The sequence below is a fragment of the Salinicola sp. CR57 genome (assembly GCF_003206585.1).
Classification (GTDB): domain Bacteria; phylum Pseudomonadota; class Gammaproteobacteria; order Pseudomonadales; family Halomonadaceae; genus Salinicola; species Salinicola lusitanus.
In genome coordinates this window covers 398,190-416,556 of record NZ_PZJL01000006.1, presented here as the reverse complement: position 1 = coordinate 416,556, position 18,367 = coordinate 398,190, and the positions used below count along the sequence as shown (strand labels likewise).

The 18,367-nt window shown below is 62.9% G+C and carries 19 protein-coding genes; 6 read left to right on the top strand and 13 right to left on the bottom strand.

All coding sequences use genetic code 11. The annotated features are described in order from the left end of the window. Positions 1–63: 63 nt before the first annotated feature. Entirely contained in the window at positions 64–954 is an 891-nt protein-coding gene (locus DOM56_RS11925; RefSeq protein ID WP_110708980.1) for a glycine betaine ABC transporter substrate-binding protein, read from the top strand. A 101-nt stretch (positions 955–1,055) separates the two neighbouring features. On the opposite strand, the gene pdxH is transcribed toward DOM56_RS11925, so the two are convergent. From pdxH to DOM56_RS11895, 6 genes are all read right to left on the bottom strand, one after another. Continuing rightward, the gene (gene pdxH / locus DOM56_RS11920; RefSeq protein ID WP_110600457.1) at positions 1,056–1,706 is read right to left on the bottom strand and encodes a pyridoxamine 5'-phosphate oxidase; all 651 of its coding nucleotides are present in this window, start codon (positions 1,704–1,706) and stop codon (positions 1,056–1,058) included. 148 nt (positions 1,707–1,854) lie between these two features. Continuing rightward, positions 1,855–3,105 (bottom strand): hypothetical protein, encoded by a 1,251-nt coding sequence (locus DOM56_RS11915; RefSeq protein ID WP_232822270.1) that lies wholly within the window; start codon positions 3,103–3,105, stop codon positions 1,855–1,857. After that, entirely contained in the window at positions 3,102–3,488 is a 387-nt protein-coding gene (locus DOM56_RS11910) for a DUF2069 domain-containing protein (RefSeq protein ID WP_110708978.1), read from the bottom strand. Before DOM56_RS11910 ends, DOM56_RS11915 begins: the two co-directional genes overlap by 4 nt. Then, positions 3,485–4,129, bottom strand: coding sequence for an NAD(P)H:quinone oxidoreductase (wrbA, locus tag DOM56_RS11905; protein WP_110599714.1), 645 nt, complete (start codon positions 4,127–4,129; stop codon positions 3,485–3,487). The genes DOM56_RS11910 and wrbA overlap by 4 nt, the downstream gene beginning before the upstream one ends. A gap of 196 nt (positions 4,130–4,325) precedes the next feature. Continuing rightward, entirely contained in the window at positions 4,326–4,670 is a 345-nt protein-coding gene (locus tag DOM56_RS11900) for an arsenate reductase family protein (RefSeq protein ID WP_110708976.1), read from the bottom strand. Positions 4,671–4,819: 149 nt separating this feature from the next. Beyond that, positions 4,820–5,245, bottom strand: a complete 426-nt coding sequence (locus DOM56_RS11895) for a gamma-glutamylcyclotransferase family protein (RefSeq protein ID WP_198655758.1) — start codon at positions 5,243–5,245, stop codon at positions 4,820–4,822. A gap of 175 nt (positions 5,246–5,420) precedes the next feature. On the opposite strand from DOM56_RS11895, the gene smrA reads away from it, so the two are divergent. Beyond that, positions 5,421–6,020, top strand: coding sequence for a DNA endonuclease SmrA (gene smrA, locus DOM56_RS11890; RefSeq protein ID WP_110708972.1), 600 nt, complete (start codon positions 5,421–5,423; stop codon positions 6,018–6,020). Positions 6,021–6,126: 106 nt separating this feature from the next. On the opposite strand, the gene DOM56_RS11885 is transcribed toward smrA, so the two are convergent. The 3 genes from DOM56_RS11885 to metH form a co-directional block, all read right to left on the bottom strand. Next, complete coding sequence (locus DOM56_RS11885) at positions 6,127–6,660, bottom strand: DUF934 domain-containing protein (RefSeq protein ID WP_110708970.1); 534 nt, start codon at positions 6,658–6,660, stop codon at positions 6,127–6,129. Beyond that, positions 6,650–8,305: a nitrite/sulfite reductase gene (locus tag DOM56_RS11880; RefSeq protein WP_110708968.1), complete on the bottom strand. Its 1,656-nt coding sequence runs from the start codon at positions 8,303–8,305 to the stop codon at positions 6,650–6,652. The genes DOM56_RS11885 and DOM56_RS11880 overlap by 11 nt, the downstream gene beginning before the upstream one ends. 117 nt (positions 8,306–8,422) lie before the next feature. Next, on the bottom strand, positions 8,423–12,190 hold the full coding sequence (gene metH, locus DOM56_RS11875; protein ID WP_110708966.1) for a methionine synthase: 3,768 nt from the start codon (positions 12,188–12,190) through the stop codon (positions 8,423–8,425). 185 nt (positions 12,191–12,375) lie between these two features. Between metH and nfuA the strand changes: the two genes are divergently transcribed. Then, positions 12,376–12,963, top strand: a complete 588-nt coding sequence (nfuA, locus tag DOM56_RS11870) for a Fe-S biogenesis protein NfuA (RefSeq protein WP_110599700.1) — start codon at positions 12,376–12,378, stop codon at positions 12,961–12,963. Positions 12,964–13,185: 222 nt separating this feature from the next. Continuing rightward, entirely contained in the window at positions 13,186–14,151 is a 966-nt protein-coding gene (locus DOM56_RS11865; protein ID WP_157958221.1) for a TAXI family TRAP transporter solute-binding subunit, read from the top strand. A gap of 13 nt (positions 14,152–14,164) precedes the next feature. Here the strand turns inward: DOM56_RS11865 and DOM56_RS11860 are convergent, their stop codons facing one another. Continuing rightward, on the bottom strand, positions 14,165–15,136 hold the full coding sequence (locus DOM56_RS11860; protein ID WP_110708962.1) for a DNA-binding protein: 972 nt from the start codon (positions 15,134–15,136) through the stop codon (positions 14,165–14,167). Positions 15,137–15,310: 174 nt separating this feature from the next. Between DOM56_RS11860 and DOM56_RS11855 the strand changes: the two genes are divergently transcribed. Next, positions 15,311–15,739 (top strand): SufE family protein, encoded by a 429-nt coding sequence (locus tag DOM56_RS11855; RefSeq protein WP_110708960.1) that lies wholly within the window; start codon positions 15,311–15,313, stop codon positions 15,737–15,739. 16 nt (positions 15,740–15,755) lie between these two features. On the opposite strand, the gene yidD is transcribed toward DOM56_RS11855, so the two are convergent. The 3 genes from yidD to DOM56_RS11840 are packed head-to-tail and all read right to left on the bottom strand — an operon-like array spanning position 15,756 to position 16,960. Next, positions 15,756–16,016: a membrane protein insertion efficiency factor YidD gene (yidD, locus tag DOM56_RS11850; protein ID WP_110709373.1), complete on the bottom strand. Its 261-nt coding sequence runs from the start codon at positions 16,014–16,016 to the stop codon at positions 15,756–15,758. Positions 16,017–16,036: 20 nt separating this feature from the next. Then, the gene (gene hisI / locus DOM56_RS11845; protein WP_110708958.1) at positions 16,037–16,480 is read right to left on the bottom strand and encodes a phosphoribosyl-AMP cyclohydrolase; all 444 of its coding nucleotides are present in this window, start codon (positions 16,478–16,480) and stop codon (positions 16,037–16,039) included. 21 nt (positions 16,481–16,501) lie between these two features. Then, complete coding sequence (locus tag DOM56_RS11840; protein ID WP_110708956.1) at positions 16,502–16,960, bottom strand: transcriptional repressor; 459 nt, start codon at positions 16,958–16,960, stop codon at positions 16,502–16,504. 413 nt (positions 16,961–17,373) lie between these two features. On the opposite strand from DOM56_RS11840, the gene cyoA reads away from it, so the two are divergent. Continuing rightward, positions 17,374–18,363, top strand: coding sequence for a ubiquinol oxidase subunit II (gene cyoA, locus DOM56_RS11835; RefSeq protein WP_348627114.1), 990 nt, complete (start codon positions 17,374–17,376; stop codon positions 18,361–18,363). Positions 18,364–18,367: the final 4 nt, after the last annotated feature.

Below are 18,367 nucleotides of genomic sequence, written 5' to 3'. Positions count from 1 at the left end.
GTCGTCGAATTTCTCGCCGACAGCCGGACTCGCGGTACGTAAACCACAAGAAGGGGAAAGTCGATGACACGCAACGTAATGTCGCAAGCCGTTCGCTATGGTGCCTTGATGATGGTCGCCGGCCTCAGCATGACCGCCGGTGTGGCTCAGGCGCAGGACAGCAAGGGCACCGTCAAGCTGGCCTATGTCGAGTGGGCCTCGGAAGTCGCCTCCACCAACGTGGTGCGCGCCGTGCTCGAGCAGCAGGGTTACGATGTCGAAATGGACTCGCTGAGCGCCGCGGTGATGTGGCAGGCGGTGGGTACCGGTGATGCCGATGCCATGGTCGCCGCCTGGCTGCCGACTACACATGGCGACTACATGGCCAAGGTGAAGGATCAGGTCGAGGACCTCGGGCCCAATCTCAACGGCACCAAGCTGGGGCTGGTCGTCCCCGCCTATACCTATGAGAAGGTCTCATCGATCGCCGATCTCAACGCCAACGCCGACCTGTTCGACGACAAGATCGTGGGTATCGACCCCGGCGCCGGCCTGATGGCGCAGACCGAAGATGCCATCGACGAGTACGGCCTCGACAACATGCAGCTGCAGTCGAGCAGCGGTCCCGCCATGACGTCGGCACTGGCGAGTGCCATTGATGACAAGGCGGACATCGTGGTCACCGGCTGGACGCCGCACTGGATGTTCGCACGTTGGGATCTCAAGTACCTCGACGATCCGAAGAAAGCCTACGGAGATGCCGAGCACATCGACACCGTCGTGCACAAGGGTCTGAAAGAGAAGATGCCGCAGGCGTACGCTATCCTGGACAACTTCCACTGGACGCCGGACCAGATGGGTGAGGTCATGCTCATGAACCAGGAAGAGGGTTCGGATCCGTACGAGAACGCCAAGAAGTGGGTCGAGGAGAATCCTGATGTCGTCGCCGAATGGACCGACGGCACGGCCCAGTAACGACATTCATTGGGGTTCATGGCGAAGCGCCCGGTCAAATGACCGGGCGCTTTGCATAGGATGGGAGAAAACCCCGCTGGCGAATCAGCCGATGCGACTGCTCAAGGCGCCAGCCGGGTGCGATGCCACTCCTGGGCGTGTTCGTCGCGGCGGGTGTAGCGGACGCGATCGTGCAATCGGCTGCGTTGTCCCTGCCAGAACTCCACCGCCAGCGGCGCCAGAAGATAGCCGCCCCAGTGCGGCGGCCGTTCGACATCCTGATCCGAATAGACCTGCTCGAAGCGCGACAGTCGCTCTTTCATCCAGTCACGATTGGGAATCTCGACGCTCTGCTGGGAGACCCAGGCCGCTAGCTGGCTCTGGCGTGGCCGGCTGGCAAAGTAGTCGTCGGACTGTCGGGAGTCCACCTTCGAGACGCTCCCCTCGACTCGGATCTGGCGCTGCAGCGCCGGCCACCAGAACACCACGGCGGCGTTGGGAACGTGGGCGAGCTCATTGCCTTTCTGGCTCTGGTAGTTGGTATAGAAGCGGAAGCCACTCTGATCGAACCCTTTCAGCAGGACGATGCGGGCGTGGGGGTGGCCCGCGCTGTCGACCGTCGCCAGCGTCATGGCGTTGGCATCCAGTCCCTCGGTCTCGATCGCCTTTTCCAGCCAGCCCTCGAACAGTGGAAGTGGCGAGTCGGGCGTGTTCTCGGGCGCCAGGGCGTCACCTTCGTAGTCCCGTCGCATACCGGCGAGATCGCTCATCAGTTGTTCTCCATGCGAATGCGATGAATGGCCATCATTGTAGCGCGCCAAGCCGGTGTGGTGGCCAACCCTCTCTCAGTCATTAGCCTATGGGCGTTCACCTCTCGCCGGGGCGCGCTGAACGTTCGCCCGCGCCCGGCGTGGAATCGGGTCAGATCGAACCCGCGTGAAGCGCCAGCACCAGGCCGCAGCAGCCCCAGCCGAGAATGGCATAGGGGAGATTCCAGCGCAGCATGTCGCGCACGGCAATCTGGTAGCGAACGCAGATCGCCAGGTTGCTGCCGGAGAGCGGGCTGCTGCCGGTCCCCAGCGCCCAGCTCATGAGAAACAGCATGCCGAGCAGGGTCGGGTCGGGGTGGAGCGGCGCGATCAACGGTGCCAACGTGGCGATACCGATCAGGGGGTGAATGCCGGTGAAGGAGACGACCACGATGATGCCTAGGGCGAACCACGCCTGCCAGTGACCGAAGTGATCGATGGGCAGGTCGAGCCCGTCCGGCAGGCTGGCCAGTAGCGCCGCCAATCCCGTCGAGATGACGCCAGCCCCCAGAAACAGGGCGAACTGGGGAGCCAGGCGCTGCAGGCCCTGGGTGAACTGATGGTGCATGCGCTCGCGCCGGTTGTCGCGAGGCATCAGCAGAAAGGAGAAGAGGGGCGCGACGATGGCGATGATCAGCGGGATCGAGAGAGCGGGATAGAGCAGGTGCAGCCCGATCACCACGATCGCCAGCGTGCAGGGCATCAGCAGCGCACTCTTTTCGATGGGGTAACCGACGAAGGGCGCGTTCAGCCGTCGGATGTCGAGCCAGTTGAGCGCCAGCAGCGCCGCGGCCGCCAGCAGACCCCAGGGCAGCAGGCCGAGATAGTCGAGGCCCGGCGCGTAGGTCAGGGCCACACCCATCGCGACGAAGAATGGCGACCAGGCCGCGGCGGCGGTGAATCCCCGGCCGACGATGAGTGCCTGGGAGCGGGTGAGTCTCCCCTCGTGCTGCATTCGCTCGCCGAACAGGAAGACCACGGAGAGATTGATGGCGGCGCCGAACAGATGCGCCCCCAGCATGGTCCCGAGCATACTGCCCGACTGCTGATGGTCCGCTCTGGCCTGCGGCGTGGCCATGGTCAGGAAGCTGACGCCGGCAAACATCATCAGCAACGACTGGTTGATGGTCAGCGCGTTCAACGGCGAATAGGGCGTGCCGCGCACCAGCGCTGCCGCCCACAGCAACGAACCGGCCGCGAACAGCGTTCCTGCCTGGCGGCGGGAGGTCCGGGGCAGGGTGCGGAACAGCCGCAACGTCGCCAGCCAGGCCAGTATCGCGGCGGGCCAGATCGGCCAGCCAAACAGGTTGCAGGCCACACTGAGAGCCAGCATGGCCAGAATCAGGACGCTGGAAGGTCTCATGCCGCCGGTGAGTCGAGTCGACCGCGCAGGCGAACGTAGCGATAGGCCGTGAAGGCCAGAGCACCGGCTGCCAGGATCTCGGCGCCGACCAGCACCGAACCGCCACCCTTGGTCACGATCATGATGCCCTGGACGACGTAGAGCACGCCCAGCGCCGTCAGCCAGATGTGGCCGCGTCGGCGTCGCATCAGTAGTGTCGGCAGGAACAGCACCAGCGGCAGGATCCTAACCAGTAGCGCAGCGACCTGCGCGTGCTGCTGGAGGTAATGCCAGATACCGCTCACCACCAGCAGCGCCAGCAGCGCCGAATAGGCGATCCACACGCCGCGCCGGGCAGTGTCGAGCGCTTCCGGGTTCTGCCGTGGCGAAGGACGTTCGTTCATGGCCGCCCGCTCCGCATCGCGGCGAGTGCCAGGGCGAGCTCGGCCAGGCGGCGCCCCTGGGCGACCGCCAGTCTGCGCTCGTCGGCGTCGACTTCGCGGTCGGCATTGGGGCCGGCCAGATGGCTGGTGCCATAGGGCGTTCCACCGCTCTGGGTGCTCAGCAGCGTCGTCTCGCTGTAGGGCACGCCCGCATAGACCATGCCGTGATGCAGCAACGGAATCAGCATGGTCAGCAGGGTGCTCTCCTGGCCGCCGTGCAGGCTGGCCGTGGAGGTAAACGCGGTAGCCGGCCGGTCGACGAGCGCGCCGTTCATCCAGAGCCCGCTGGTGGTATCGAGAAAATACTTGAGCGGCGCGGCCATGTTGCCGAACCGGGTCGGGCTGCCCAGCGCCAGGCCCGAACAGTGGCGCAGGTCCGCTTCCTCGACATAGATCGCCCCTTGGTCGGGGATCTCGGGGGCGGTTGCCTCGGATACCGGCGAGACCGCCGGCACGGTACGCAGTCGCGCCTCGACGCCGGAGACGCTCTCGACGCCGCTGGCCAGCTGTTCAGCCAGTGTTTTCGTTGCCCCCTGGCGCGAGTAGTAGAGCACCAGGACATAGGGCAGGGTCGGGCCGCTGGAGGCCGTATGATCGGTCATGACTTCTCCTCGAGGGGACGGCTTGCATCAAGCGCGCTCGTCAGGGGTTGTACGAAAAAGTGGGCGAGCGATGACCAGACAAGGCAAAAGCCAGCGCAACCGGGCCGGACTGGCGCACCAGTTCACGGGGTGTAAAGGAGTACATTGAGCGGGTTCAACACCGTATGGCCTCGCGCAGGCGGTTTTCGTACAAGGCTCAGATCAGTTGCAGGACGGCCTGCGGCGGTCGCCCAATGACCGCGTACTCGCCGTCGTCGGCGATCGGTCTCTGCATCAGGCGGGGATGCTCGACGATGGCGTCGATGATCTGCGCCGGGGTCGGGTCATCGATGCCGCGCGCCCGCCATTCCTGCTCGTCGCGGCGCAGCATCTGGTCGGCATCGTCGCCCAGTCGCCTGGCGAGGCCTTCCAGCTGCTCGCGAGACAGCGGATCATCGAGATAGCGGCGTTCGATGAACTCGATGCCTCGAGACGCCAGCAGCGCCAGGGCCTCCCGTGACTTGGAGCAGCGCGGATTGTGGTAGAGCGTGAGCGTTGACATCGGTGCGGCGGAACCTTTTATGACAGTGCGGCGCGGGGTCTTGCTGGCCGTCGATCGACGCGGGACAGCGCAACGGGGCGGAAGCGATATTGTAGCGGCTGATCAGCGGAGGCCTCAATCGTCGCCGCCGACGGCAAGCGCCGTCGACTCTATTCCGGCAGCCGCTTGTAGACCCAGGCCGTCGTGCCGTCTTCCAGCTTGACGCTCTCCCGCGTGTAGCGAACGCCGAGGCGCTCGTAGCGATCCAGCGCCCTGAGTGCGGCAGGGCCGACGGTCAGCACCTCGCCGTGCACCTCACCATCCGGCTGCGGGTGAATGTCGAGATCCTGTTTCCGATAGCCCTTCAGCGTCGCTTCCCGCGTCGCGACCGGAGTCCCCATGATGATCCAGCGCAAGCCGTCGTGACGCAGTGTCCCGTAGACGAACACGTCCTGCTCGGCAATTCGCTCATCGATGATGGCGGGCTCGGCGGGATGATAACCATAAGGGCTCATGAAGATGTACCAGAAGCCGCCGCCGGCGAGGATCGCCGCGGCGACCAGCAGAATCGACAGCCACTTGGCGAATCGTCGCATCATTGACAACCTTGCTCTGCGTAATGGATTTCGAGGAACATGCCTGTCAGCTTACCTCAGGCGCGGACGTCGCATGCAGACACGGTTCCGCAGAGGCCATTGAGGCGTCTCCTGAACCCCGTGCTAGCATTCGAAGTCGAAGCGTCAACGATGTCAGCGACGGAGGAGCGCCATCATGAGTCACGCCGCCAACGACTTCCAGGCATTCCGCGAAGCCTTGGGTCCCGATGTACGGCCGATCGGCAAGGGCCGGGACAAGGCCGCGGTCACCCGGCCCCAGAGATCCCCCTCCGATGCCCAGCTCGCCCGTCGCGAGAGTGCCCAGCAGGCCCGCGACGACGAACGGGACTTCCTGTCCGACCAATTCGTCGACCTGGTCGGTGCCCACGATCCGATCGAATTTCGTCGCGACGGCATTCAGGTAGGCGTGCTCGAGCGGTTGCGCCATGGCGGCTATCCCGCCGACGCGCGGCTGCACATCATGCGCATGCCGGTCATCGAATGTCGCCGCGCCCTGTTCGGCTTTCTCCGCGACGCTTATGAACACGACCTGCGCAGTGTGCTCGTCGTCCACGGCCGCTCGCGCGAGGACGACGGCCACCCCAACGTCGTGCGCTCCTATCTCGGCCACTGGCTTCGGCAGTTCGAGCAGGTCCAGGCCTTCAGTTCGGCGCCGGCCCAGCAAGGGGGAATCGGGGCGACTTTCGTGATGTTGCGCAAGTCGGAGCGCGCCAGATCGCACAATCGGGAGCGGCAGCAGAAGCGGCGCGGCTAAGTGACCGTTTGGTGCCGGATACACAAACCTTGGAGATCGTTGGCCCAACGCAATGACCCCAGCCTTGGCTGGGGTCATTGCTTGGAAAACCGGCTCCGAACCGATATCAGCGCTCCCGCAGGCGGCGGGCGAACAGCGGTTCGTTCAGGTCCACGGCGGGCTGGTAGCTGACGCTGAAGGCGGCGAGCGCCTTGAGGGCCGGCTCGAGCTCCTGATCCTCGCGTAGTGCCAGGGCGTCGAAGCCGCAGCGCGTCATGTAGTAGAGCTGATCGATCAGGACGTCGCCGATCGCCCGCACTTCGCCGGCATAACCGAAACGTTCCCGCAGCAGTCGCGCCAGCGTGTAGCCGCGGCCATCGGTGAAGGCAGGGAAGTCGATCGCCACCAACGCGGCCTTCTCCAGTGTCGCCGCCAGTTCCGGAGTCAACTCGGTGTCGCTGGGTAGCCAGGGCGCCAGATCATCCTGATCCGCGTGCCGTTGCCACAAGGCGAGCGGCACGATGGCAGGACGGCTCACGGGCAGGCTCTCCTCGTCGCGGGAGAGCCCCCAGGTATCGGTGACCGGTTTGCCGAGCTTGATCAGCGTGCTCGTGGCGGCCACGGCTTCCGGCGCTTCTTGAAACTCCTGTTCAGGCTGCATAGACCCGCTCCTTGAAAGCCTGGTGACCGACACGACGATAGGTGTCGAGGAAGCGCTCATCGTCGAGGCGCTTTTCGACGTAGACCTGCAGAACCTTGTCGATGACGTCCGGGACATCCTCGCGATAGAAGGAGGGGCCCAGGATCTTGCCCAACGACACGTCGTCGTCGGCGTTGCCGCCCAGCGAGATCTGATAGTACTCCTCGCCTTTCTTGTCGACGCCGAGGATGCCGATATTGCCGACATGGTGATGCCCGCAGGCGTTCATGCAGCCGGAAATATTGAGATCGATCGGACCCAGGTCATACAGGAAATCGAGATCCTCGAAGCGCTCCTGAATCGCCTGGGCGATCGGGATCGAGACCGCGTTGGCCAGCGAGCAGAAATCACCGCCCGGGCAGCAGATGATGTCGTTCAAGGTACCCACCGTGGGGTTGGCCATGCCCAGCGCATCGAGCTGCTGCCACAGCGCCTCGATCTCGTCGACGGGCACGTCCGACAGCACCAGGTTCTGCTCGTGGGTAACGCGTAGCTCGCCGAAGCCGAAGGTCTCCGCGAGATCCGCCACCGCGTCCATCTGATCGGCGGTGATGTCGCCCGGGGCCGCCTCGCGACGTTTCAACGACAGCGTGACCGCCTTGTAGCCAGGCACCTTGTGATCCATGACATTGTTGGTCACGAAGCGGGCAAAGGCGCGATTTTCCTGACGAAGTGTCTCGTAGGCGACGATCGCGGATTCGGCGACCGGGCGACGCGCCGGCTCCGGGAAGTGCGTCTTGGCTTCGTCCACCGCCCCTTCGTTCAAGGTCTGCGGGCCATCCTTGAGATGGGCCCACTCGGCCTCGACGCGACGGGCGAACTCATCGACGCCCAGCGCCTTGACCAGGATCTTGATCCGGGCCTTGAACTTGTTGTCGCGGCGACCGAACTGGTTGTAGACCCGGACGATGGCTTCGAGATAGGTCAGCAGATGCTGCCAGGGCAGATCCGCGCGCACCACCTCGCCGATCATCGGCGTACGCCCCATGCCGCCGCCCGCGAGGACGCGGAAGCGCAGTTCGCCGGCGTCGTTCAAGAACAGCCGCAGGCCGATGTCATGGACGTGGATCGCGGCGCGATCCTCGGTGGCACCGGTGACAGCGATCTTGAACTTGCGCGGCAGGTAGGCGAATTCCGGATGCAGGGTGGACCACTGGCGAATCAGCTCGCACCAGGGGCGCGGGTCGACCACTTCATCCTTGGCGATGCCTGCGAACTGATCGCTGGTGGTGTTGCGAATGCAGTTGCCGCTGGTCTGGATAGCGTGCATCTGGACCTTGGCCAGGTCGGCCAGGATATCGGGCACGTCCTCCTGCGCCGGCCAGTTGAGCTGGAGGTTCTGGCGGGTGGTGAAGTGGCCGTAGCCGCGGTCGTAGCGCCGGGTGATGGTTGCCAGCGCGCGCAGCTGGTCACTGCTCAACATGCCGTAGGGAATGGCGATGCGCAGCATCGGTGCATGGCGCTGGATATAGAGGCCATTCTGGAGTCTGACCGGACGAAACTCTTCTTCACCGAGCTTGCCGGCGAGATAGCGATCCATCTGGTCGCGAAACTGCGCAACGCGCTCGTCGACGAGCGTCTGGTCATAAGAGTCGTAGCGATACATCGGGCCTGATCCTGCTAGTCATGGATTGCCAATGAGAGCACCTTACCGCGTGCGCTTTATTCTACAAAAGAATAAATACTCATAATTTCTTGCTTTATCGTTATTACGGTCACGCCGTCATGAGGCCAGCGCGGAGTCGGCGTCGCGCCCGCCGTCAGCGGCTGCCGGCAGCTCCGGATCATAGGAGAGCACGGGCGACAGCCAGCGCTCCAGGTCCGCCAGCGGCATCGCCTTGTGCCGGGCCAGCGCCTCGACCTGGTCCCGACCGATCTTGCCGGTGGAGAAATATTTCGCTGACGGGTGGGCGAAATACCAGCCGGAGACCGCCGCCGCCGGCCACATGGCAAAGCTGTCTGTCAGCGAAATGCCGGTGCGTTCGGTGGCCTCCAGCAGGCGGAACAGCGTGGCTTTCTCGGTGTGATCGGGGCAGGCCGGATAGCCGGGAGCCGGGCGGATGCCCTGATATTTTTCGGCGATCAGGGCGTCGTTGTCCAGCGCCTCCTCCGGCACGTAGCCCCAGAACTCCTTGCGTACGCGTTCGTGGAGGCGCTCGGCAAAGGCTTCCGCCAGACGATCGGACAGCGCCTGAACCAGGATAGCGTTGTAATCGTCGCCGGCGGCCTCGTAGCGCTTGGCCAGCTCGTCGGCACCATGTCCGGACGTTACGGCGAAACCGCCGATCCAGTCGAGCTTTCCACTCGCCCTCGGGGCGATGAAGTCGGCCAGGCTGTGGCACACGCCGTCTCGGCCCTTGGTGCTCTGCTGGCGAATATGGTGGAGCCGTTCGATCACCGTTTCGCGACTGTCGTCGGCATAGACCTCGATCACGTCGTCGTCGACGCTGTTGGCCGGCCACAGCCCGATCACGCCGCGGGCGTGGATGTGGCGCTCGTCGATCAGCTTGCGCAGCATGGCCTGGGCATCGCGAAACAAATTGCGTGCCGCTTCGCCGACGACCTCGTCCTCGAGTATCCGCGGATACTTGCCCGAGAGCTGCCAGGTCATGAAGAAGGGCGTCCAGTCGATGAATTCGACCAGCTCGTCGAGATCGTAGTCGTCGAAAACGGTGATCCCCGGCTGGATCGGCCTGGCCGGTTGAAAGTGGTTCCAGTCCACCTTGAAGCGCCGCTCTCGAGCCGAGCTGTAAGGTAGATCGGAAGCCTTGGGACGGCGCTTGGCGTTGCGCTCGCGGACCTGTTCGTACTCCTGCCGGATCTCGGCGAAGTAGGTGGGCTTCTGGGTCGGCGAGAGCAGGCGGCTGGCGACGCCGACGGCACGGGAGGCATCGCTGACGTAGATCACCGGTTCGTCGTACTGGGGCGCGATCTTTACCGCCGTATGCGCCTTCGAGGTGGTGGCGCCACCGATCAGCAGCGGAAGCTGAAAGCCCTGGCGCTTCATCTCCTTGGCGACGTGGACCATCTCGTCCAGCGACGGCGTGATCAGGCCGGAGAGACCGATGATATCGGCATTCTCGTCTCGCGCGGTCTTGAGGATCTTCTCCGTCGGCACCATCACGCCGAGGTCGATCACCTCGTAGTTGTTGCACTGGAGCACCACGCCGACGATGTTCTTGCCGATATCGTGGACATCTCCCTTGACCGTGGCCATCACGATCTTGCCCTTGGACTGCACTTCGCCGGACTTCTCGGCCTCGATGTAGGGGATCAGATAGGCGACGGCCTGCTTCATCACTCGCGCGGACTTGACCACCTGCGGCAGAAACATCTTACCGGCGCCGAACAGATCGCCGACCACGTTCATGCCGTCCATCAGGGGGCCCTCGATCACCTCGATGGGGCGCTCGGCGGCCGCCCGGGCCTCCTCGGTGTCAGCTTCGATATAGGCGGTGATCCCCTTGACCAGGGCGTGCTCGATCCGCTTGTTGACTTCCCACCCTCGCCATTCGAGGTCCTCTTTCTTCGCCGCGCCGCTGCCGTCCCCACCTCCGTCTTGACGGTAGCGCTCGGCGATCTCCAGCAGCCGTTCGGTGCCGTCGTCGCGGCGATTGAGCACCACGTCCTCGACCGCCTCGCGCAGTTCGCTCGGCAGGTCGTCGTAGACCGCCAACTGGCCGGCGTTGACGATGCCCATCGACATGCCGGCCTTGATCGCGTGATAGAGAAACACCGAGTGAATCGCCTCGCGCACCGGATTGTTGCCGCGAAACGAGAACGAGACGTTGGAGACGCCGCCCGAGATCATCGCGTGAGGCAGGTTCCGGTGGATCCACTGGGTGGCCTCGATGAAATCGACAGCGTAGTTGTTGTGCTCCTCGATCCCGGTGGCGATGGCGAAGATATTGGGATCGAAGATGATGTCTTCGGCGGGGAAGCCGATCTCATCGACCAGCAGACGGTAGGCGCGCTGGCAGATTTCGGTCTTGCGGGCGAAGGTATCGGCCTGGCCCTGCTCGTCGAACGCCATGACCACGATGGCGGCGCCGTGGCGCCGACACTCGTTGGCCTGATGGCGAAACGACGCTTCGCCTTCCTTCAGCGAAATCGAATTGACGATCGCCTTGCCCTGAATGCACTTGAGACCGGCTTCGATGATCTCCCACTTGGAGGAATCGACCATGATCGGCACCCGGGCGATATCGGGTTCGCCGGCGATCAGGTTGAGGAAGCGCACCATCGCCTCCTCGGACTCCAGCATGCCCTCGTCCATGTTGATGTCGATCACCTGGGCGCCGTTCTCGACCTGCTCCAGGGCGACTTCCAGCGCGGTGGTGTAATCCTCTTCCTGGATCAGGCGCTTGAAACGAGCAGAACCGGTGACGTTGGTGCGCTCGCCAACGTTGACGAACAGTGAATCCGCTTCGATGTTGAAGGGTTCGAGGCCGGAGAGCCGGCAGGCAGCGGGGCGCTCGGGAACGGCGCGGGGCGCAACGCCGTCGACGGCGCGCTTGACCGCGGCGATGTGCTCCGGCGTCGTGCCACAGCAGCCACCGATGACGTTGATCAATCCGCTGTCGGCGAACTCACGGACAATGGCCGCCATCTCTTCGGCGGTCTGGTCGTACTCGCCGAATTCGTTGGGCAGCCCCGCGTTGGGATGGGCGGAGACGAAGGTGTCGGCCTTGTTCGAAAGCTCCTCGAGATAGGGCCGAAGCTCCTGGGCGCCGAGCGCGCAGTTCAAGCCGACGGAGAGTGGCCGGGCGTGACGTACCGCGTTCCAGAACGCTTCCGTCGTCTGACCGGAGAGGGTGCGGCCGGAAGCGTCGGTGATGGTGCCGGAGATCATCACCGGCAGACGCTCGCCGCGGGATTCGAACAGGGCCTCCAGGGCGTAGATGGCGGCCTTGGCATTGAGCGTGTCGAAGATCGTCTCGATCAGGATGATATCGGCACCGCCATCGATCAGCGCGGTGGCGGCCTCGATGTAGTTGTCACGCAACTGGTCGAAGGTGACGTTGCGTCTGGCCGGATCGTTGACGTCCGGTGACAGCGAGGCGGTGCGCGATGTCGGACCCAGCACGCCAGCGACATAGCGTGGAACGCCGGTCTCCTCGGCGACGGCATCGCAGACCTCGCGGGCCAGGCGGGCCGCCTCGCGATTGAGCTCGACGGTCAGCGACTCCATGCCGTAATCGGACTGGGACAGCCGGGTACTGTTGAAGGTGTTGGTCTCGACGATGTCGGCCCCGGCCTCCAGGTAGGCGCGGTGGATCGATTCGACGATGTCCGCTCGCGTCAGCGTCAGCAGATCGTTGTTGCCCTTGAGTTCGCTAGGCCAATCGGCAAAACGCTGACCACGGAAGTCCGCTTCCCCCAGGCCATAATCCTGGAGCATCGTCCCCATGCCGCCGTCGAGGATCACGATACGCTCGCCCAGTGTCTTCTTCAGCGTGGCGAGCGAGGCAGAGGCGGTAATGGCAGTCATGGCGGTGACTCTCCAACAGCAGGTAAACAGGTCGCGTCCCTCGCGAGACACCAAGGGGCCGCATGGTATCAGAAAGGCACGGATGGCGGGACTTGGACGACAAGCCTGACTAAATCACTCGGGATTGTCTTGGCGCGTGCTTTTTCCTACCATAACGGTACATCTCAAGCAGAGTTCCCAGTCTCATGAGCCAACCGATTCAGATCACCGAAAGCGGCCAGGAGTACCTGGCCGAGTTGCTGGCCAAGCAGAACGTCGACGACATCGCCGTGCGCGTCTTCATCACCCAGCCTGGTACCCCGTACGCGGAGACCTGTCTTGCCTACTGTCGTCCTGGCGAGGAGGAGCCCAGCGACGAGCGGGTGGAGCTGGAGAAGTTCAGCGTCTATCTCGACAAGAACAGTGTGCCGTTCCTGGAAGAGGCCGTGGTCGATTTCAATGCGGACCGCATGGGCGGCCAGCTCACCATCAAGGCGCCCAACGCCAAGATGCCAAAGGTCAACGCCGACAGTCCGCTCGAGGATCGTGTCAACTACATTCTCTATAGCGAGATCAATCCTGGTCTGGCGTCCCATGGCGGCGAGATCCGCCTGATCCAGCTCACCGAAGAGCAGGTCGCGGTGCTGCAGTTCGGCGGCGGCTGCCAGGGCTGCGCGGCGGTCGACCTCACCCTCAAGGATGGCGTCGAGAAGACGCTGATGGAGCGAATCCCGGAGCTGGCCGGCATTCGCGACGTCACCGACCACACCGATACCACCAACGCCTACTATTGAGGCCGACCGGAGCTCGCAAGGCGGCACGCTTGCGATCCACGGTCTCCCGCGAAGAGCGCTCGTCACGAGCGCTCGTCACGAGCGCTCTTCGCGTTCTGGCGAGCGCCCGGCAAGCCGTCGGTCACGCCCGGGTTTCAGCTTCTGTCGCTGCAGCCGATAACCTGGATGACAGCAGCCTGTCCGTGCTGGCCAGGTTTGGCAGTGACGAGAGCGGAGGCGCCCATGTCCACAAAGCGGTTTCAGTTCGGTTGTCTGGCCTTGGCCTCGCTGCTCTGGTCTGTTCCGACATGGGCGAACTCGTCCATCGTCATCGGCACGGGGGGCGCATCCGGTGTCTATCTCCCGACCGGGCGCGTCATCTGCCAGCTCTACCAGCAAGCGACCGGCGCTACCTGCCAGGCCCTGCCGACCGGGGGTTCGTTCTACAACACCAATAGCGTTCGCAATGGCGATCTGGATTTCGGCATCGTCCAGTCGGACATTCAGTACGCGGCCTTCGAAGGTATCGCCCAGTTCTACGACAACGGCCCGAGCCCCGATTTGAGAACCCTGTTCTCGTTGCATGCCGAGGCGTTCACGGTCGTTGCCGAGTCAGCCGACATCCACGAGTTCGACGACCTGCTGGGAAAGCGTGTCAACGTGGGTAACCCTGGATCCGGCCACCGTGCCACGCTGAACGCCTTGCTGGCGATCAAGGGCAAGACGGAAGGGGCCTTCGCCCTGGCCAGTGAACTGAAACCCGAGGACATGACCCGAGTCATGTGCAGTGGCAAGCTGGACGCGTTTTTCTACGTCGTCGGCCATCCCTCGCAGGCCATTGACGAGGCGACCCGACGTTGCGGTGCTCATCTGGTCGACGTCTCCGGACCCGATGTCGCCCATCTGATCGAAGCCGCGCCTTATTACAGTGTCACCGTCATCCCGGGCGGCACCTATGCCAACACACCCGATGACACGACGACCTTTGGCGTCAGGGCGACTTTGATGACACGTTCGGACGCCGATGACGACGATGTCTATCGACTGGTCAAGGCCGTGTTCGAGCATCTGGAGACGCTCCGTCGGTCGCATCCGTCACTGGCACGGTTGGCACCGGCCAGAATGGTCAGCGAGGGAGTGACCGCGCCCCTGCATCCCGGAGCGCGGCGTTACTACGAAGAGGTGGGGCTGTTGCCGGCCGAGCACTGACCGGCGGGCGACATCAACTGGCAGTGGGGGGCAGGGCGGCGCGAGACAGCCTGTCGTGCAGCTCACGGTTGGCGGCACGGAGATTCTTGAGTTCGCTTTCCAGGCGCTGGCGCTCCTGCTGCATGGACTTGACTCGGTCGTCGCTGACGCGTTTCTCGCTTTCGGCCTGCTCCATGTGGACCTTGTCGGCGCGCAGGGACTCCTGGAGCTGGCCGTACTGACGGCGCTGCTCGGAAAGATCCTGCTGCAGGCGTTCGCAGCGTTGATCCAGCGACGCCAGGCGCTGCTCATACTGCTTTTCCTGCTTCAAGCGCTCCTGACGAGCATCCTCCAGCAGTCCCATCAACCGCGATTCGGCGGACTCGTGGCGTTTCTCTTCCTGGGCGAGTTTGGTCTGGTTGGCCTGGTGCTGCTTGGCCATGGCGTCACGATGCTGCTGTTCCGCTTGCTCCAGACTGGACTGATGGCGCTGGCAGGTCTGCTCGAGCTGGACGATACGCTTCTGTTGCTGACTCTGGGCAGATTGCAGCGACTGCAGTTCCGCCTGGAGATGCGCGGCTTCGGTGGTCTTGTTCTCGAGACGCTCCTGGACGCGGAGCATGTGCTCGTTGAGCGCCTGCAGTCGCTGTTCGGCATCCTCGCACTGACGCCTTGCCTGATGGCTGGCGTCGTCGGCCTCGCGGATCTGCTCGTCGGCTTCCTGGCGGTAGACGGCCAATTTCTCGTAGGCGGCCTGCTGCGCCTTGTCCCAGATATCGGCGACCCAGGCATCGAGGCCCTCGGGGCGCTCGAAATTGCGCGGAATGGCCTGTACCGAGTCTCCGCTCTGGCGCAGTCTCCATTCGCGCAGATGGTCGCTGATGGTGGTGTAGCTGCCGGTACCGAGAAATTCCCGGACCTTCTGGACGCTGATCGCTTCTCCACGCTGCTGGAGTGTATCGATTGCGCGGCAGACGTCATCGTAGCGGATGCCATTACGTGCCATGTCTGGTTCCCTTGCGTTGCCAATGATTCCGGAGCTTCTTGTGGCTCCTGTTATCCAGCATAGGCGATTTACGTAAGCTGTATACGTAAAAATCTGTATGTAATGAGAGGAATCAGACGCTGGGGATCGAATCGTGCAACCCCTATAATGTGACCCAGAGACTAGGAGACGCTAATGAGTATTGAGCAGGCCCAGGCCGAGCTGCTGGATGAGTTCTCGATCTTCGACAACTGGATGGATCGCTATCAGTACATCATCGATATGGGACGCCAGCTGCCGGAATATCCGGAAGAAGACAAGGTGGCGAATTACAAGATCGAAGGCTGTCAGTCCAACGTCTGGTTGCGCGCCACGGAAGAAGCGGGGCGGTTGCGATTCCGCGCGACGTCGGATGCCGCCATCGTCAGCGGGCTGATCGCGATCCTGATGCGGATTTACGACGATCGCGAACCCGATGAAATTCTGAACGAGGAACCAAGATTTCTGGCAGAACTGGGGCTGGACAAGCACCTGTCTCCGACACGCAGCAATGGTCTGCATGCCATGATCGAAAGCATCTACGCCATTGCCCGCGAGACTCGGGGCAGCCGCTCGGTTCACTGACCGGGCGGCCCGGCTCCTACTTCTGTCGATCTGCCTGGTGACATGGGCATTTCCGGTGATGGGGGTCGGGCACCGGGTCGACCCCGCCGGGATGAAAAGGGTGGCATTTGAGCAGGCGGCGAATGGCCAGCCACGTCCCGCGCCAGGGTCCATGCAGGTTGATGGCCTCCAGCGCGTAGTTCGAGCAGGTCGGCCAGAATCGACAGCGTGGTCCGATCAGCGGGCTGATGCCATAGCGGTAGAGTTGAATCAGCCCGATAACAAGCCAGGTGGCTATCTTGGCGATCACGATGGGCCTCAGCGCTTCTGGCCGTAGAGCGTTTCCGGTGAGATCAGGGGGTTGCTGTCGACTTCACCGAACTCCGGGGTCAGACGCAGATAGAAGCAGTGACGTCGACCGGTATGACAGGCGGGGCCCGACTGGTCCACCTTCAGCAGTAAGGTGTCGCCATCGCAGTCGAGGCGGGCCTCGACAAGATGCTGTTGCTGGCCCGATGTCTCGCCTTTACGCCAGAACGCCTGTCGGGACCGAGACCAGTAGCAGACACGTCCGGTGGTCAGCGTCTCTTCCAGTGCAGCGCGATTCATCCACGCCATCATCAGGACCTCGCCACTATCGTGCTGCTGGGCGATGGCGGGAATCAGTCCGTCGGCGTTCCACCTGGCTGCCGTGAGTAGCTCGCCGATAGCGACGCGAGCGCCAGATGGGGAGCGCTCGAGATCGTGAAAAAGGCCGGACATGGGTGTCACCGTAGGTTGAGATCAGTCAGGCGAGGATGCGTCTTTCTCGAGGCAGGCGTCGCAAGCGCCGAGCAGCTCGATGGTCTGGCGCTGGATTGTGAATCCGCGCTCCCGTGCGGTCCGCGACAGCATCTCGCCGACGACTTCCTGATGGAGTTCTTCGACACGGCCGCAGTGCCGGCAGATCAACAGCTGGAAGCGATGCACGTGTTCGGGACACGGGCAGGCGATATAGGCGTTGAGCGATTCGATGCGATGAACCAGGCCTTGCTCGATCAGGAAATCCAGCGCCCGATAGACGGTCGGTGGACGCGCGGAAGCGTGCTCGTCCGATAGCCGGTCGAGCAGATCGTAGGCTTTCAGGCCTCCCGGCGTGCTGGATATCATCTCCAGTACGCGGCGGCGAATCGGCGTGAAGCGGACGCCGCGTTCCTGACACTGTTGATCTGCCTGTCTCAGCAGCACATCCGAATCGAGCATCGAATTTCCCGTTATCATCGACAGCAGCACATTCTACGCGCTCGCGTGGCGGGGAGCCACCGGGGAGGCCGGCTGGCAGGGTCTGGATATTCGTCACCCTCGTTCAGTGATAGTATATTTAACATAATATATATTATGCGAATAGGCATGATGTGCCATGACGCGCACGTGCACGACGAAAACCCTGAGATCGCCATCGAGTTGGGCTACGCTGATCGAGATGGTCAAAAACGGACCGCGACGCTCTGCGACAAATCGCCACACAGGCGGAGAGTTTCCCGCCTTCCTCTGATCAGAAGCCAAATTTTCGGTACAATGCCGACCGCGAAATCCCTACTTCGTTGGCGACGTCGGATGCTCAGTGCGCCATTGCGCGTCGTGTCAGAGTTGTCAGCCCTGGCTAGCGGCGTATGATGCATGCCGCTAACCGATTGTTGCAGCGCCGAAAAGCTTTCCTCCACTGGGGTCGTGAGATGAGAAAAAGGAACTCCCTCAAGTATTTGAGCGTGATGACGTGGCTAACCACGCCACTGCTGTTGAGTGGTTGTGGATCAGCACTCATGGATCCATCCGGCCAGATCGGCCAGGGTCTGAAGTCGTTGATCATCACGGCCTTTGGCTTGATGTTGATCGTGGTAATCCCGGTCATCGTGATGACCATCCTGTTTGCGTGGAAGTATCGCGGGACCAATCTCGCGGCCAAATACACGCCGAACTGGGAACACTCGAATATCATCGAGGTATTTGTCTGGGCAATTCCGTGCGTCATCATCTTCTTCCTCGCCATCCTGACATGGCAGACGTCGCACTCCTTCGACCCACACAAGCCCATCGCCAGCGAAGATGAAACCATGACCGTCGACGCGATCTCGCTCGACTGGAAATGGCTGTTCATCTATCCCGATGAAGGTATCGCCACGATCAACGAGCTGGCCATTCCGGTGGACACTCCGATCCACTTCCGGGTCACCTCGGGTACGGTCATGAACTCTTTCATGATTCCGAACCTCGGAAGCCAGATCTACGCCATGGCCGGCATGGACAACGACGTCTATCTGGAAGGCAACGAAGTGGGCACCTTCCGTGGTCGTTCGACACACTACAGCGGCGAAGGTTTCTCGGAGATGCTCTTCGACGCCCACGTGACGTCGGATGCGGATTTTCAGGCGTGGGTCGACAAGGTCAAGCAGTCTCCTGACACCATGATGTTTCCGGAAGACTACGAGCAGGTTGCCAAACCCTCCATTGCCAACCCGGTGGAGTACTTCTCGCAGGTCTCGCCCGACTTCTACGGCGATCTGATCAAAAGTTATAAAGCTGGTCACGGCGGTCCCGATAGCCATGGCGAGCACAACGAAGCACGGGAGTCTTCAATGCCCATGAGTGCGCAGGCAGCGGAGTAACGTC